We start from the raw sequence: 16,355 nt of genomic DNA, 5'->3' as shown, positions 1-16,355 counted from the left end.
AAAATGAAATTATTGTTTGTTAGTTAACTCAGTGTTTAGTCTTGCGATTGTTTTTCTCAAATCTCTGATTTGAATCGGGTTTTCAATTGGGCTGATAGCATGAGCCAATTTCAATTTAGAATATTGAGCTTTTGCTTCAGTTAATTGAGCTTGAATATCACCCGCGCTTAAATTTTTAATATCAGCTTTTTTCATTGTATTCAAAGATTATAGAGGTTTAACAAAATCGTTAGCAACGATGAATTTAGTAACTACCGGTAATTTTTGTGCAGCAAGTCTAAGAGCTTCTTTCGCTACTTCGTAAGGAACACCTCCAACTTCGAACATAATTTTACCTGGTTTTACTACAGCTACCCAATATTCAACAGCACCCTTACCTTTACCCATACGTACTTCCGCTGGTTTTTTAGTAATTGGCTTATCTGGGAAGATTTTGATCCATAGCTGACCTTCTCTCTTCATATATCTTGTTGCAGCGATACGCGCAGCTTCAATTTGTCTGGCAGTGATCCAAGCACCTTCCGTTGCTTTAATCCCGAAAGTTCCGTAAGCAAGTTGACTACCTCTCTGGGCATTCCCCTTCATCTTCATCTTATGAACTCTACGGAATTTGGTTCTTTTTGGTTGTAACATAATTTCTAAATTTTAGATTTTAGATTTTAGATTTTAGATTTTTTTTTATTTTAAAAAAGTAACGGTAATTTAAAACTCAAAACTCTAATCTAAAATTTTAATTATTATTGTTATTGTTGTTGTTTTTTCTAGGTCTTCTGTTGTCTCTGTCTCCTCCTCTGTTTCCTCTTTCAGACTGACCTCCTTTTTTCTGTTGTCCCACTAGTGGAGAAAGTTCTCTTTTACCGTAAACTTCACCTTTCATGATCCAAACTTTTACCCCTAGTCTACCATAAGTAGTGTGAGCTTCTGCCCAGTGGTAATCGATATCAGCTCTGAAAGTTGACAATGGAATTCTTCCTTCTTTGAAAGATTCTGATCTTGCCATTTCAGCTCCGTTTAATCTACCAGAGATTTGAACTTTGATACCTTCAGCACCCATTCTCATAGTACTTGCCATTGCCATTTTAACAGCTCTTCTGTAAGAAATTCTGTTTTCAATTTGCTTAGAAATACTATCAGCAACCAATACAGCATCTAATTCAGGTCTTTTGATTTCGAAGATGTTGATTTGAATATCCTTACCAGTCAATTTTTTCAACTCTTCTTTCAGTTTATCAACTTCCTGACCTCCTTTACCGATGATAAGCCCCGGTCTAGCAGTAGTAATAGTTACTGTAACTAATTTTAAAGTTCTTTCAATATAAATTTTTGAAATACCACCTTTAGATAATCTAGCTTCAAGGTATCTTCTGATTTTGTAGTCTTCAGCGATTCTGTCTCCATAATCGTTTCCACCAAACCAGTTAGAATCCCATCCTCTGATGATACCTAATCTGTTACCAATTGGATTTGTCTTCTGTCCCATACCTTGATTAATTTTCTTTGTTACCTAAGATTAATGTAACGTGGTTAGATCTTTTTCTGATTCTATACCCTCTACCTTGTGGAGCTGGTCTTAGTCTCTTCAATTGTCTTGCACTATCCACAAATATTTCTTTAACGATAAGGTTTGCTTCCTCGATGTCAGCACCTTCGTTTTTCACTTGCCAGTTAGCCATAGCAGAAAGAAGTAATTTTTCTAACTTGTTAGAAGCATCTTTCTTAGAATATTTTAGGATATAAAGTGCTTTGTCTACCTGCTCTCCTCTAATGATATCAGCAACTAATCTCATTTTTCTCGGAGAAGACGGGCAATTATTTAATGAAGCTTTTACAACGTCTTTGTTAGCTTCTTTTCTTGCGATTGAACTATCTTGTTTTCTTGATCCCATGATTATCTGCTTCCTTTGTTTTTGTTACCACCATGACCTCTGAAAGATCTTGTTGGAGAAAATTCGCCTAACTTGTGACCAACCATGTTTTCTGTAACATATACAGGGATAAAAGATTTCCCGTTGTGTACAGCAATAGTTTGTCCTACGAAGTCCGGAGAGATCATAGATGCTCTAGACCAAGTTTTGATAACTGTCTTCTTACCAGACTCTATATTTGCCTGAACCTTCTTATCTAAAGTATGATGAATGAACGGTCCTTTTTTAAGTGATCTTGCCATAATTATTTTCTTTTAGATACGATGTAACGGTTAGACACTTTGTTTTTCTTTCTAGTTTTGTAACCTTTAGCCGGTTTACCGTTTCTAGATCTTGGGTGACCTCCTGAAGAACGTCCTTCACCACCACCCATTGGGTGATCTACAGGGTTCATTACAACCGCTCTTGTTCTTGGTCTTCTACCTAACCATCTGCTTCTACCAGCCTTACCTGATACAGTTAATTGGTGATCTGAGTTGGAAACAGAACCAATCATTGCCATACATTCAGTAAGGATCATTCTTGATTCTCCTGAAGGTAACTTGATGATTGCATATTTACCATCTCTTGAAGTTAATTGAGCTGAAGAACCAGCACTTCTTGCTAAAATTGCCCCTTGTCCAGGTTTCATTTCAACACAAGAAATTACAGTACCCAATGGAATGTTTTTCAATTTCATTGCGTTACCTACGTTTGGTTCAACGCTTTCTCCTGATACTACTTTCTGATCTACTTTGATACCGTTTGGAGCGATGATATATCTCTTCTCTCCGTCTGTGTATTCTAATAAAGCGATAAATGCAGTTCTGTTTGGATCGTATTCTACAGATTTTACAGTAGCTTCAACGTTTGCTTTGTTTCTTTTGAAGTCAATAATTCTGTATTTCTTTTTGTGTCCACCTCCGGTGTAACGCATGGTCATTTTACCTGTATTGTTACGTCCACCTGACTTTTTAATACCAACTACTAGAGATTTCTCTGGCTTGTTAGTAGTAATTTCCTCAAAATTGTTTACAATTCTGAATCTCTGTCCCGGGGTGATAGGTTTTAATTTTCTAACAGACATTACTATTATTTATAATTAATAATTAATTTACAGCAAAAATATCGATAACCTCACCTTCAGCAAGCTTGATTACCGCTTTTTTCAATTTGTTTGTCTTTCCTACTTGAAGACCTTTTTTAGTGTATTTTGAAGAAACCTTCGGAGCATAAATCATTGTGTTAACGTCTGCTACTTTTACACCGTAAGCTGCTTCAACAGCTTTTTTGATCTCGATTTTATTCGCCTTAGGATTCACTAAGAAAGAATAAGAACCTCTTAAATCTGTAAGGTAATTAGCCTTTTCTGAAATAACTGGTTTAATAATAACTGACATGATTTATTTCTTTAAATTTTCCTGGAATTTTTCAACTGCACCTTCGAAGAAAATGATCTCACCAGCGTTTACTAAATCGTAAGAACTGATTTCGTTGAAGTTCATTACTTTAGCTTTAGGTAAGTTTCTTGAAGATAAATATACATTCTTGTTAGCTTCAGGAAGAACGAATAAAGATTTTTTACCGTTAAGTTCCAATGCGTTTAATACATTGATGAAATCTTTAGTCTTAGGAGCAGCAAAGCTCATATCTTCTAAAACTTTAATGCTGTTGTCTCTCATTTTCTGAGATAATACAGATTTTTTAGCTAATCTCTTAAGAGCTTTGTTCAATTTGAATCTGTAGTCTCTTGGTTTTGGTCCGAATACTCTACCTCCACCTCTGAATACCGGAGATTTGATATCACCGTATCTGGCAGATCCTGATCCTTTTTGCTTCTTAAGCTTTTTAGTAGAAGCCGTAATTTCGCTTCTTTCTTTTGCTTTATGAGTACCTTGTCTTTGAGCAGCAAGATACTGTTTAACTTCTAAGTAAACCGCGTGCTGATTTGGCTCAATTCCGAATACTGTTTCGTCTAGAGTTACTTTTCTTCCGGTCTCTTTTCCTGATGTATTTAATACTACTAGTTCCATTTTCTGATAATTACATAAGAATTTTTAGCTCCCGGAACAGCACCTTTTACTACTAAAAGATTTTGTTCTTGATCAACTTTTAACACTTGAAGGTTTTGAACAGTTACCTGCTTACCTCCCATTCTTCCAGCCATTCTCATCCCTTTGAATACTCTTGAAGGGTCTGAACCAGCACCGATAGAACCTGGAGCTCTAAGTCTGTTGTGCTGACCATGAGTTGCCTGCATTACACCTCCAAATCCGTGTCTTTTAACAACACCCTGGAAGCCTTTACCTTTTGAAGTTCCTGTTACGTCAACATATTCACCTTCTGCGAATAAATCAACTTTTACTTCTTCTCCTACTTTTACTTCATCAACGAATTCTCTGTAGAATTCAACTAATTTAGCTTTAGGAGCAGAACCAGCCTTTTTAAAATGACCAGCTAACGCTTTACCAACGTTCTTCTCACTCTTGTCATCGAAACCTAACTGAACAGCTTTATAACCGTCTTTTTCTAAGGTTCTGACCTGTAAAACCGAGCATGGACCAGCTTGGATAACTGTACAAGGAATGTTTTTTCCTTCTTCGTTAAACAAAGATGTCATACCGATTTTTTTACCAATAATACCTGACATTGTTTATATTATAATAAAATTTATCCTTTATTTATCACCATTTTCCGGGAGTCTGAGGTAATTTCTACTTTTGATATAGGCATACCACGCCCCTAAAATGAGTGTGCAAATCTACGAATAATTTTGTAACTGACAAATATTTCGACTAAAATATTTTGATTTTTAATCATTTACAAAAAATCAGGTTGATCTCATCGCAATATTCATCATTGAAATTATTCCAGCTCAATCGGATTATAAGGCAAGGGTTTGGATTTAACTATCATTGGGCTTCCGTCTGCATTATAAGCCTTCCCATGAAAAATACCCGGGTTATCATGATAGTTTTTTTCTACCTCCCTGTATTTTTCTTTAGTGACATTCAGTATCCTGTCTTCACTTCTAAGATAAATAGGCAGATTTTTCTTGTCAATGGCAATGGCAACAAAATGAAATTCATTTCCTGTATCTGTCAGCTCAAGTATAAGCCCCGGCAGTCCTTCAAATTTATATGGCCCATTATTGGAAGATATTGAATCTGTGAACCAGGCAACATAATCCCTTCCTTTATATTTCACAGTTGCTTTTTTACAGGCATATCCTAAGATAGTTTTGGTACCCTTCTCCAGCTTCCATTTAAAATCAGGCTGTTCCTCCTGATATTGATATATTCCTTTTATTCTCCCCTGATACGTAATTTTTCTTTTCGAAATATCTTTTAAAATCACCGGATGAAAGACAACATTTATATTCATCAGTGCTTCCATCTCCTTTCCATTAATCTCTTTTTGGTGACTGTACTTTTCACTCAGCGAATCGGATTTAAGCTGCTTCACATCACTGAATTTCGAGTAATCCTTTCCTACCTGAAGAATACAGACACTTTCTTTTTTCAATTCTTTACGAGCAACATCAGGAACAAACTCTAACCGGTAATAAACATTGTACAAACTTGTATCATAATTTTCAACTTTGTAAGTAGATGTTTTCATAGAAAAGTTTGGATTATCAATGCGAAACTGAGCATGAAAAACCGAGGCTGTCAAAAAAAAGAATAGTAAATAAAATTTCATATTTATAACATTATAAACAAAAGAATCGGAAGCATGAAGCAACCGATTCTATATTTTTTCTTTTTAAACGGATTACGAACACTTTATTTCGGCAAAATGATGTACATCATCCCAGAATTCATCAGTTGTAGCATAATCATTATAATCAAGGTAAAAAACAGCGCCGCAAGGTGTCACAATTGTAACCCAGTTATATGGCTTAAATGTGACTTTAAGAGTTTGAGTAACTCCCTGCTGATTCTTGCTTTCCACTAAGATGGTTTTCTCTTTTGCATTTTCAGCATTAACATCTTTAATTTCAGAGGTATTTGCACTTGCCATACCCGCAACAGCTAACGCTGCGATAAAAAACAGTTTTTTCATTGTTATTAGTTTTTGTTTATTAAACGTATCAAAAATAAAGACCAAAAAATAAAATACCAAATATTTTATGGAAAATATTGCAATTATTTTATTATGTTAAACAAATCCTTATCAGAAATTCATTATAAACTTAAAAAACACTAAAACAAAATCATTTAAACAATTACGGTTACCCCAATCTCTTCCAGGTTGTTTTTATCTTCCTCCAGAATCCCATCATCTGTAATAAGATAATCCACCTGATCTAAACTTGCAATCTTTCCGAATCCCTTCTTATTTAACTTTGAAGAATCCGCAAGGATTACCGTCTGGTCTGCACACTCCATCATAATCTGGTTCAAATGAGCCTCTGCTGCATTGGAGGTACTGATTCCGAATTCAGGATCAATTCCATCTACTCCCAGAAAAAGCTTATTGCAGGAAAACTGCTTCAGAATTCCTTCCGAAATAGAACCTACTATAGACGTAGAACTTTTCCTCACTTCGCCTCCCAGTTGTATAATATTAATGTTAGGATTATTACAAAGCTCAATTGCCACCCGTAAAGAGGATGTTAGCACTGTAAGCGGACCAAAATTCACCAGCATTCTCGCCAGATAATGCATTGTTGTTCCGGATGCCAATATAATACAGTCATTTTCATGAATCAATGATAACGCAGCCCTGGCAATAACCTGTTTTGCTTCCACATTGATGCTTTCTTTCTCACCTACATTCTTTTCATAAGCATACCTTACCTGCTTACTTGCCCCTCCATGATTTCTGAAAAGAAGCCCCAGACTTTCGAGATAGTTCAGATCCTTTCGGATCGTAACCGAAGACACATTGAGCTTTTCACACAAATCCTGCACAAGCACATGCCCTTTATCATCCAGCTCTTTAAGTATTTCATCCTGCCTTGGTAATAGCTTTTCCATTTTATTCGTTTCCTCAAAAATACCGATTTTTTCCGACATCTTAAAATTTCATTTATTTTCTTTTTGCTTTCATTTTTAATTTATATATTTGAAAACGAAACATAAACGAAACATTTATGAAACGAAACGAAGAACTCAGTACATTAACCCAGGTAAAAGAATGGGACTTTATTGTCATAGGAGGAGGAGCCAGTGGTTTAGGTTCAGCATTAGACGCGGTAAGCAGGGGATTCAAAACTTTATTGCTCGAATCTCATGATTTCGCAAAAGCAACTTCCAGCAGAAGTACCAAATTGGTACACGGTGGAGTAAGATATCTTGCCCAGGGAGATGTCGGATTGGTAAAAGAAGCATTGAAGGAAAGAGGACTTCTGGCAAAAAATGCAGCACATATCGTAAAAAATCAGTCTTTCATTATTCCCAACTATACATGGTGGGGAGGAATCTATTATAAGATAGGACTGTCAGTTTATGATTTCCTTGCCGGAAAATTAAGCTTAGGTAAAACAAAATATATCAGCAAATCAAAAACAGTGGAAAAGCTTCCTACTATTGAACAAAACCACTTAATGAGCGGTGTTGTTTATCAGGACGGACAGTTTGACGATGCAAGACTTGCGATCAACCTTACCCAAACTATCATTGAAAAAGGCGGAAGTGCAGTTAACTATGTAAAAGTAATCAATCTTTTAAAAGATGCTTCCGATAAAATAATCGGTGTTGTTGCAGAAGACCAGTTTTCTAAACAGCAATACCAGATCCATGGTAAAGTAGTTATCAATGCAACCGGCGTATTTACCAACGACATCCTGAATATGAACAATCCCAAGCATGGTAAACTTGTAGTACCGAGCCAGGGAATTCATCTCGTACTGGATAAATCCTTCCTGAAAAGCGATGATGCGATCATGATTCCGAAAACATCAGACGGCAGGGTTTTATTTGTTGTTCCATGGCATGACCGGGCTTTGGTAGGAACTACAGACACCCTACTGGAAAATGAAAGCTTTGAGCCCCGTGCACTGGAAGAGGAAATAAGCTTTGTTTTAAATACAGCAAGACAATATCTGGCTAAAAAGCCGACACGTGAAGACGTAAAATCAGTGTTCGCAGGACTACGCCCCCTTGCTGCTCCTAAAGACGGAAGCAAAAGCACAAAAGAAGTTTCCAGAAGCCATAAAGTCATTACTTCAGAAACAGGATTGATTTCCATTATCGGAGGAAAGTGGACCACATACCGTAAAATGGCGGAAGACACAGTAGATGAAGCTATGAAAGTTCACAGGCTGGGAAACAACCCATCAAAAACAGAGCATATGTCCATTCACGGAAATGTAAAACCTGAACAGGTAGACAGAACCAATCATCTGTATGTGTACGGATCAGATATACCAGCCATAAAAGCATTACAGGAAAGCAATCCCCGTTATGCACAAAAAGTCCATCCGGATCATCCTTTCACCGTAGCAGAAATCATATGGGCAGTGAGAGCAGAAATGGCAGAAACGATTGAAGATATCCTGGCAAGAAGAGTCCGTTTGCTGTTCCTGGATGCAAGAGCAGCAATAGACAGTGCTCATAATGTAGCAAGAATTATTGCTGAAGAAAAAGGATATTCTGAAGAATGGGCCCAGCAGCAGGAAAATGAATTCATTGAACTGGCAAAAGGGTATTTACTGACTCCTTATTCACCTAAAGTTATCAACCTAAATTAGCACTATATACATGAATGAAAAGCTTATCCTCGCTCTAGACCAGGGGACAACTTCCTCCAGAGCGATTCTCTTCAACCATAGTGGAGAAATCAAATATGTATCTCAGAAAGATTTCAGACAGATATTCCCTACTCCGGGATGGGTAGAACACGATCCGAATGAAATCTGGTCTTCACAGATCTCCGTAGCAGCAGAAGTTATAGCAAAAGCAGGAATCTCCGGACTGGAAGTTGCCGCTATCGGAATTACCAATCAGCGTGAAACCACCATTGTATGGGATAAAGAAACCGGTGAACCGATCTACAATGCCATTGTATGGCAGGACCGCAGAACTTCAAAATACTGTGACGAACTGAAAGAACAGGGACATGCAGAAACCATCAAAGAAAAAACAGGTCTTGTTCTGGATGCTTACTTTTCAGCAACCAAATTAAAGTGGATTCTTGATCATGTAGAAGGAGCAAGACAAAAAGCTGAAGAAGGAAAATTGTGTTTCGGAACTGTTGACACGTGGCTTGTGTGGAAACTTACCCGCGGAAAAATGTTCATCACAGACGTTTCCAATGCCAGCAGAACCATGCTTCTGAATATTCACACTCTGGAATGGGATAATCATTTATTAGAGCTATTTGATATTCCTAAAAACATCCTCCCGGAAGTAAAGCAAAGCAGTGAAATATATGGAGAGACCGCTACTACCCTGTTCTCTACCAAAATTCCGATCGCAGGTATTGCCGGAGACCAGCAGGCCGCCCTATTCGGACAGATGTGTACCACTCCGGGAATGGTAAAAAATACCTACGGAACAGGGTGTTTCCTGTTAATGAATACAGGAACAGAAGCTGTTTCTTCTAAAAACAACCTTCTTACCACTGTAGCCTGGAAAATTAACGGAGAGGTTAACTATGCACTGGAAGGAAGTGTTTTTGTAGGAGGCGCGGCTATTCAATGGCTGAGAGACGGTCTTAAGCTTATTCATTCTTCCGAGCAGGTGAACGAACTGGCTGCTTCCGTAGAAGATAATGGCGGTGTTTATTTCGTCCCTGCATTAACCGGCCTTGGTGCCCCTTACTGGGATCAATATGCGCGCGGAACGATTGTAGGGATTACCCGTGGAACTACCGATGCCCATATCGCCAGAGCCACCCTGGAGGGAATTGCATTTCAGGTTTATGAAATTGTAAAAGCAATGGAAGCAGATTCCGGAAGAGCCAGCCTTGAATTAAGAGTAGACGGGGGAGCCTCCGCAAGTGATCTTCTGATGCAGATTCAATCTGATCTTTTCGGATTTAAAATTACAAGACCAAAAACATTGGAAACTACTGCTCTTGGAGCAGCCTACCTTGCAGGACTTGCAGTAGGATATTGGAAAAGTATAGACGAAATCCAGGAACAATGGATTGTAGACAAGGACTTCCACCCTCAACTGGACAGAGAAAAGGTAAATAAAATGACCCACTTCTGGAAGAAAGCTGTAAAAAGCGCTCAAAGCTGGATTGAAGATTAACTCACTTATCAAAAAAAACTTATATGACCCCATTTATTGCAGAAGTTATCGGCACGATGCTTCTTATATTGTTAGGCAACGGTGTTGTAGCCAATGTTGTCTTAAAAGATACGAAAGGAAATAATTCCGGATGGATTGTTATTACTACCGCATGGGCACTGGCCGTTTTTGTGGGAGTAACCGTTGCAGGGCCAATAAGTGGGGCCCACCTGAACCCGGCAGTAACCATTGGTCTTGCTGTTGCAGGAAAATTCTCATGGGATCTTGTTCCGTCTTATATCGCAGCGCAAATGATCGGAGGAATGCTGGGTGCATTTTTAGTATGGCTGTTTCATAAGGATCATTTTGCTATCACAGAGGATGAGGGTGCAAAACTGGCATGCTTCAGTACTGGTCCGGCGATCAGAAAAACATCTTCCAATCTTATCAGTGAGATCATCGGAACATTTGTACTGGTATTCTGTGTATTTTATTTTGCTGGTCCCAGTATTTCTTTACAGGCAGATCCGGCAGCTAAAGTAGGCCTCGGATCTATCGGAGCCATCCCTGTTACCTTTGTCGTTTGGGCTATCGGTTTATCTCTGGGAGGAACTACAGGATATGCTATTAACCCGGCGAGAGATCTTGCTCCAAGAATCATGCATTCCATCTTACCCGTAAAAGGAAGCAGTGACTGGGGGTATGCGTGGATTCCTATAGTAGGTCCGATTACAGGAGCTATTATCGCAGCAGTATTATATGGATTTTTAAAATAAAACAAATGATGAGAAAAATCTTAAAGGGAATCTTCGTTCTTGCTTTAGGCACAGGAAGGTTATTTTCACAGGAAAGCGGTGAAACCAAGGAAACCCAAGAAGGAAGACTTGATTTTACAGCCAACATCCAGAACAATCACTTATGGAGAGGACTAATTATTACGGATAAACCTGTCGTGATGGGGAATCTTTCCTACGCCCTGGATGCAGAGAAGAAATGGAAGGTAGGAATCTGGGGGGCCTCTGCATTAGCTGATGATAAGGACAACACCCATTATAAAGAGATCAACTATTATGTCCAATATTCTGACGGGCGTTTTTATATCGGATTATGGGATCTTTATAATTCCAGGAATATCAATACTGCAGTGGCAGCAGATGACATTTTCAGTTATTCACGGAGAAGAACCGCCCATATTATTGATTTAAGAACCAATTATACTTTCGGGCCTTCATTCCCGATTAATATTGAGGCTGATATCATGCTGTACGGAGGTGCCAATGCCGGAGAAGTTATTCTGGAATCCGACGGAAGCTATAAGAAAAACAGATACTCCACTTATGTTCAGGCAAGCTATCCTGTTATTAAGGGGCAGAAAGTAAATCTGGACGCATTTGTAGGAGCCGGGTTTGCTCTCCATGATAAAACCTTTTTGTATGGTAACGGTAAAAACAGTTTCGATATCGTTAATGTAGGAGTAAAAGCAGGAAAAGTAGTAAAGATTACTGATCATTACAGCCTTCCCGTATCCATGATGGCGATGTGGAATCCTTCCAATAGATTTGCTAGAATTCAGCTTGCGGCAACTGTTTTTTAAACGGATTTAAACACAATCATAAAAAGCCACTTCTTTTAGGAGTGGTTTGTTTTTATAAGAAACATGCATCAAATCAAAATTCACAACTCATGTTATCAAAGAGATTTCTTTTACAATTTTTTAATTTTAAACAACAGTGTTTTTACGGTGAATGCTTTGCTTAAAAATTTTTACTTTTGAAAAAAATAGATATGAAAAAGTTTTTCAGTTTAATGGTTCTGTGCATCAGTATTTTTACATGGGCACAACAGACGGATGTTCCTTTTATCGGATATAGGAATTTTGATATTTTGAAAGGATATAGCGGCACCGGTACTCCTCATTATTATCTGGATGTAAAAAGTAATGGTGATGTACATTTTGGCTATGTTCAGATCAATCAGGCCAACGGGGAAGAAACAACGGAAGAAATCAATGCAGGGAAATATGCACCTAATAAAGTAATGAAAGTGGTCTTTAAAAAATATGAGGAAACCTTTTTCGTGAAATTCGACAAAGAAAAAATCTACCTTACCGATGAAAAGGGAAATGTGAAGAATCTTGATGGCTGCTGTTCATCTACTGAGAGCATCACTAAAGAAACCTGCACCTGTGAAAGTGAATTTTTTAAGTAGTGAAATAATATCTATAGAAAAAGCCACTCTATTTTGGGGTGGTTTTATTATTATTTGTCAAAACCACCCCGTCAAATTATCAATTTGACACCCCTCCACAGGAGGGGAATAGTTATACAACCTACTGCATTCGAACAAATCATACTATCACAATACAAATTTCTTTGCTTATCTACCTATAATTGCCAATCACCGGGATTTTACGGTTTATATTCTGCCAAAATATCTTTAATTTTGAAAGGTCATTTGCACCAATGAAAAATTTTAAAATTTTATTTCTATTCCTTCTCTTTCTTATGGTATCATGCAGCAGGAAAGAGAATCATCCTTATACATTTTATTACTGGAAAACCAAACTAAAGCTTGACCATGCAGAAAAGAAAGCACTGGAGAAAGCAACGGTTCCTTATTTATATACAAGATTCTTTGATGTAGATAAAGTCAATGGGAAATTTCAGCCGGTAGCAGTGATTACCAAAGACGTGAGTTTTCAGACAGGAAAACAGATCGTTCCTACGGTTTTTATTACCAATCAGGCTTTGCTGGGCATTTCTGCAGAAGAAACCAAGTTTCTGGCTGAAAGTATTCACCTTTTAATTCAAAAGAAAGCGGAAGAATATAAACTGAAAACCAATAATGAAATTCAGATCGACTGTGACTGGACCGCTGGGACAAGAAATGATTATTTTAAATTTCTGAAGGAACTGAAAAGGATTTCCGGAAAAGAAATAACCTGTACACTTCGCCTTCATCAGGTTAAAGATAAAAAACAAACCGGTATTCCTCCTGTAGAGAAAGTATATCTCATGTGCTATTCTACATCATCACCATTGGAAAAATCTGATAAGAATTCAATTCTGGATGTCAATATCCTGAAAAGCTATCTTTCAAAAATGGAAGACTATCCGATCAAAAAAATTGAAGTGGCACTTCCTATTTACTCCTGGGGAATTATCACGAACCATTTAGGCAAACACAAACTGATTAATGCTTTATCAAAACAAGATCTGGAGAACCCTGATTTTAAGAGGATATCTGATCATGAAACTGAAGTTCTGAAAGACGGTTTCTACTTTGGAAGCTATTTAAACAAAGGCTTTACAATAAAGGTTGAGGAAATATCTGAAGAACAGCTTAATGATGTTATTAAGTTTTTACAGAAAAAAATACCACATTTTAATATTATTTATTATCAATTAGATAGTAAATTTGTGTCAGACCGTAAATTTTAATCTCCAGCAGATGGAGATCAGCCTGCCTGAACCCTATCATATCATATTATAAACTAAAAAAAACACGACAAACCCTATGAAAAAGTATATTCTTTCACTTGCGGTTATATCACTTTCCTATACCCAATCTGAGGCCTGCGCATGGTCGGATCCTGATTATGATTACTTCAACCTTTTTACGCAAACAATCATTAAGGACAAAGCTTACCTTCCTTTTCTGCACAACTATTCAAGCAGGTTTTATGGGGGATACAACCCTTCACTGATTCCTGATGACAATGTTGAAACATGGAGAAAGTTCTTTAATAATCAGCTCAGCTATTCTGAAACCCAGAATCTGGTATATAAAGTGAGCATGAATGACCTGAATGCCTTAAAGAACGGAAATCCGACCAATCCTCTTTTACAGAAGCTGGGATCCGGATTTTATCAGAAGTACAAGGAAGGCATTGATTATTTAATTGAAGCCAAATATCTTGAGCCTTACATGAGCATCAATTATATCGAAAGTGAAAATTCATTTTACTACGACAGAGATGCCAACAGGAAAAATGCAACAGCTCTTGATTACAATAAAACCATTGCTGCTTTAACGTCTTTATATAATGCAGCGCGAAATCCTGAAATCAAGCAGCGCTATGGATACCAGCTGGTACGTCTGAATCATTACACCCGAAATTACGACTCTGCAGTACAGGCTTTCAAAACTTATGTTGCCCCTGTCAAATTAAAAGGAACAGTATATTTCATGTCCCTTGACCAGCTTGCCGGTGCACAAAGAGGACTTGAAATGAACAGTGATGCCAACTGGAATTTCTTTCAGGTATTCATGAACAGTAAAGACCGCAAAGAATCTGCATTCGTTTCTATGAAGCTTTCTGATACTGCCTCTTTCAGCAATATCATGAAAAGAGCCAGCACCAATGAGGAAAAGAATATGGCATACTTTCTTTTAGTATATGAGGATTTCAACAACCCGATTCCAACCATGGAAAAGATGTATGAGATCAATCCTGTTTCTGAAATCCTGAAGGTAATGGCTGCAAGGAGCATCAATGAACTGGAAAGAAGTTATCTTCCGGTGTATTATTACAATTCTGATGCTGCTAAAAGTCCTTACGTACAAAGAGGAAAAGCAGATAAAAATGCCTCTTCAAAGGATGCCCAACCTTCTGCCACAACTGAAGTAAAGGAAGAAAAGCTTTCTTTCTGGCAAAAAATTGTGAGATTCTTTAAAAACCTCTTCGGGGGATCTAAAAAAGAATCCGCTGATGGGAGTAAAACAGATCAGAGTGATGATGAGTTACTGGACAATCCAAACAGGATTCCGTTCTACACGACTTCCGGTTATGGGTATGATGATAAAATGAAGGATTATCTTGATGATCTTCAGAAGTTCACTGACAAAACCAAAGAAAAATCTAAGGATGAGTTCTGGCAGATTGCAGATGCTTATCTTAAATTCCTTAAAAAAGACTACAAAGGAAGTACGGAAATCCTGAGTGAAATTAAAACGACCAATCCTGAATATCTGGAAGAGATCAAAAGAATGCAGGTTCTGAATGATATCGTTTCACAGCCAAGAATTGATGCAGCATATGAAGACCGGCTGATGAAAGATTATTCGGAATATTTTGTAGAGAAAAAGGTAGAAAAGGATACTGCCACAACTGATAATTTTGATTATTATGGTGAAGTGCCGTCTACGGCTGATTTCCTTAAAGATGTTCTTGCCAACCGTTATTTCCTTCAGGGTGAAGATGGAAAATCATTCCTGATGAACAATAAGCTTTCGGATCTGCAATATAACCCTAACTCGAGTCTTGTGAAGAGTGTGGAAGCGTTTTACAGAAAACCTAATAAAACCCGGTTTGAACAGCAGATCATTGCCAAAAACATGGACAGCGTAGGCAATATTGATGCTTTCTTCAATATCATTTATGGAGACAGAGCCATGAGACTTGCTGACTTTGAAAAGGCAAAATCTTATTATGAAAAAGCAAAAAACTTTGCCGGTATTCCAAGACAGAATTATGAATGGACAGAAAAGGAAGGACAGACTGTTACGGCCAAACAGTATGCACCTGCTGAATACAATGGATTTAAAAACATTTCAAATCTTGTATTCGGGCATAATGTATGGGAAAGTTTTGGAAGTCCTGAAAACGAAAGTATGGAAGCAGAAAACTATACAGATTTCCCTTTCATCAAAACAAGTATGGATAAACTTGAGCTTGCAGATGCATTGATTCAACTTAAAAAGATTGGATCCGGTACGGGTGAAAAAGCTGCAAAAGCCAATCAGCTTATCGGAAACCTGTTGTACAATACTTCTATTTTAGGATATTACCGTCAGTTATTTGTGATGGATATTGACAACAGCAACGGAGGTAAATACGACTTCTGGAATACAGACAGAAAAAATCCTTACCAGTATTATTATAAAAACTTCCTCGATACTTCCTATATTGAACCTGATAATTTTGATCTGTCTATCCATTATTATCAAAAAGCCCTTAAGCTTTCAAATAACAAGGAAGAAAAAGCAAGGATCCTGTTCCAGATGGCAAGTGCCGAGCAAGGTAAATATTACCAGTATGAAGCGAAGGCTCCAAAAGATTTTGATTATTCTGATCCGAAATGGTCTGAGAAAGAAGATGCCCGCCAAAAGGAAATGGATCAACTTAAAAATCAAAAGTACAGAACCTATTTTGCCCAGCTGAAAGCGCAGTATTCCGATACTGAAACAACGAAAAACCTGATGGGAAGCTGTAGTTATTTCAGCTATTTCATGAGATAATATTATTCATAAAAAAACCTCTGATGAC

Annotated in this window: 18 protein-coding genes and 1 pseudogene; 7 read left to right on the top strand and 12 right to left on the bottom strand. The window is 37.6% G+C overall.

The features are described 5' to 3' along the window. Positions 1 to 9: 9 nt before the first annotated feature. From rpmC to ACR1PO_RS11510, 12 genes are all read right to left on the bottom strand, one after another. Positions 10 to 195, bottom strand: coding sequence for a 50S ribosomal protein L29 (gene rpmC, locus ACR1PO_RS11565; RefSeq protein ID WP_027381309.1), 186 nt, complete (start codon positions 193 to 195; stop codon positions 10 to 12). A gap of 12 nt (positions 196 to 207) precedes the next feature. Continuing rightward, complete coding sequence (gene rplP / locus ACR1PO_RS11560; protein ID WP_002983219.1) at positions 208 to 633, bottom strand: 50S ribosomal protein L16; 426 nt, start codon at positions 631 to 633, stop codon at positions 208 to 210. A gap of 97 nt (positions 634 to 730) precedes the next feature. Then, the gene (gene rpsC / locus ACR1PO_RS11555) at positions 731 to 1,480 is read right to left on the bottom strand and encodes a 30S ribosomal protein S3 (protein ID WP_002983216.1); all 750 of its coding nucleotides are present in this window, start codon (positions 1,478 to 1,480) and stop codon (positions 731 to 733) included. A gap of 7 nt (positions 1,481 to 1,487) precedes the next feature. Continuing rightward, positions 1,488 to 1,886 (bottom strand): 50S ribosomal protein L22, encoded by a 399-nt coding sequence (rplV, locus tag ACR1PO_RS11550; RefSeq protein WP_002983214.1) that lies wholly within the window; start codon positions 1,884 to 1,886, stop codon positions 1,488 to 1,490. Positions 1,887 to 1,888: 2 nt separating this feature from the next. Further along, entirely contained in the window at positions 1,889 to 2,167 is a 279-nt protein-coding gene (rpsS, locus tag ACR1PO_RS11545; protein WP_002983209.1) for a 30S ribosomal protein S19, read from the bottom strand. Between the two features lie 2 nt (positions 2,168 to 2,169). Further along, positions 2,170 to 2,991 (bottom strand): 50S ribosomal protein L2, encoded by an 822-nt coding sequence (rplB, locus tag ACR1PO_RS11540; RefSeq protein WP_433986857.1) that lies wholly within the window; start codon positions 2,989 to 2,991, stop codon positions 2,170 to 2,172. Between the two features lie 22 nt (positions 2,992 to 3,013). Further along, entirely contained in the window at positions 3,014 to 3,304 is a 291-nt protein-coding gene (rplW, locus tag ACR1PO_RS11535; protein ID WP_002983204.1) for a 50S ribosomal protein L23, read from the bottom strand. Positions 3,305 to 3,307: 3 nt separating this feature from the next. Continuing rightward, complete coding sequence (gene rplD / locus ACR1PO_RS11530; protein ID WP_002983197.1) at positions 3,308 to 3,937, bottom strand: 50S ribosomal protein L4; 630 nt, start codon at positions 3,935 to 3,937, stop codon at positions 3,308 to 3,310. Beyond that, entirely contained in the window at positions 3,928 to 4,554 is a 627-nt protein-coding gene (gene rplC / locus ACR1PO_RS11525) for a 50S ribosomal protein L3 (RefSeq protein WP_002983195.1), read from the bottom strand. Before rplC ends, rplD begins: the two co-directional genes overlap by 10 nt. Before the next feature lie 215 nt (positions 4,555 to 4,769). Beyond that, positions 4,770 to 5,606: a GLPGLI family protein gene (locus ACR1PO_RS11520; RefSeq protein ID WP_433986856.1), complete on the bottom strand. Its 837-nt coding sequence runs from the start codon at positions 5,604 to 5,606 to the stop codon at positions 4,770 to 4,772. A 72-nt stretch (positions 5,607 to 5,678) separates the two neighbouring features. Further along, on the bottom strand, positions 5,679 to 5,969 hold the full coding sequence (locus ACR1PO_RS11515; protein WP_332388310.1) for a hypothetical protein: 291 nt from the start codon (positions 5,967 to 5,969) through the stop codon (positions 5,679 to 5,681). Between the two features lie 155 nt (positions 5,970 to 6,124). Further along, on the bottom strand, positions 6,125 to 6,886 hold the full coding sequence (locus tag ACR1PO_RS11510; protein ID WP_332388311.1) for a DeoR/GlpR family DNA-binding transcription regulator: 762 nt from the start codon (positions 6,884 to 6,886) through the stop codon (positions 6,125 to 6,127). Positions 6,887 to 7,002: 116 nt separating this feature from the next. Between ACR1PO_RS11510 and ACR1PO_RS11505 the strand changes: the two genes are divergently transcribed. The 7 genes and pseudogenes from ACR1PO_RS11505 to ACR1PO_RS11475 all read left to right on the top strand — a co-directional run bounded on the left by ACR1PO_RS11505 (position 7,003) and on the right by ACR1PO_RS11475 (position 16,327). Then, positions 7,003 to 8,601 carry a glycerol-3-phosphate dehydrogenase/oxidase gene (locus tag ACR1PO_RS11505; RefSeq protein WP_332388312.1) on the top strand — a complete coding sequence of 533 codons (1,599 nt, stop codon included), beginning with the start codon at positions 7,003 to 7,005 and terminating at the stop codon, positions 8,599 to 8,601. Between the two features lie 10 nt (positions 8,602 to 8,611). Then, the gene (gene glpK, locus ACR1PO_RS11500; RefSeq protein WP_433986855.1) at positions 8,612 to 10,108 is read left to right on the top strand and encodes a glycerol kinase GlpK; all 1,497 of its coding nucleotides are present in this window, start codon (positions 8,612 to 8,614) and stop codon (positions 10,106 to 10,108) included. A gap of 20 nt (positions 10,109 to 10,128) precedes the next feature. After that, positions 10,129 to 10,863, top strand: a pseudogene (locus ACR1PO_RS11495) (MIP/aquaporin family protein); the annotation flags it as partial. 5 nt (positions 10,864 to 10,868) lie between these two features. After that, positions 10,869 to 11,681 (top strand): hypothetical protein, encoded by an 813-nt coding sequence (locus tag ACR1PO_RS11490; RefSeq protein WP_332388314.1) that lies wholly within the window; start codon positions 10,869 to 10,871, stop codon positions 11,679 to 11,681. 191 nt (positions 11,682 to 11,872) lie between these two features. Further along, the gene (locus tag ACR1PO_RS11485; protein ID WP_332388315.1) at positions 11,873 to 12,295 is read left to right on the top strand and encodes a hypothetical protein; all 423 of its coding nucleotides are present in this window, start codon (positions 11,873 to 11,875) and stop codon (positions 12,293 to 12,295) included. 254 nt (positions 12,296 to 12,549) lie between these two features. Continuing rightward, positions 12,550 to 13,527 (top strand): hypothetical protein, encoded by a 978-nt coding sequence (locus ACR1PO_RS11480; RefSeq protein ID WP_433986854.1) that lies wholly within the window; start codon positions 12,550 to 12,552, stop codon positions 13,525 to 13,527. 76 nt (positions 13,528 to 13,603) lie between these two features. After that, entirely contained in the window at positions 13,604 to 16,327 is a 2,724-nt protein-coding gene (locus ACR1PO_RS11475; protein ID WP_433986853.1) for a hypothetical protein, read from the top strand. Positions 16,328 to 16,355 lie beyond the last annotated feature (28 nt).

This window comes from Chryseobacterium amylolyticum (assembly GCF_051011775.1).
Lineage (GTDB): Bacteria > Bacteroidota > Bacteroidia > Flavobacteriales > Weeksellaceae > Chryseobacterium.
The sequence above is the reverse complement of the archived record's forward strand: the minus strand, read 5'-3'. Positions and strand labels throughout refer to the sequence as shown.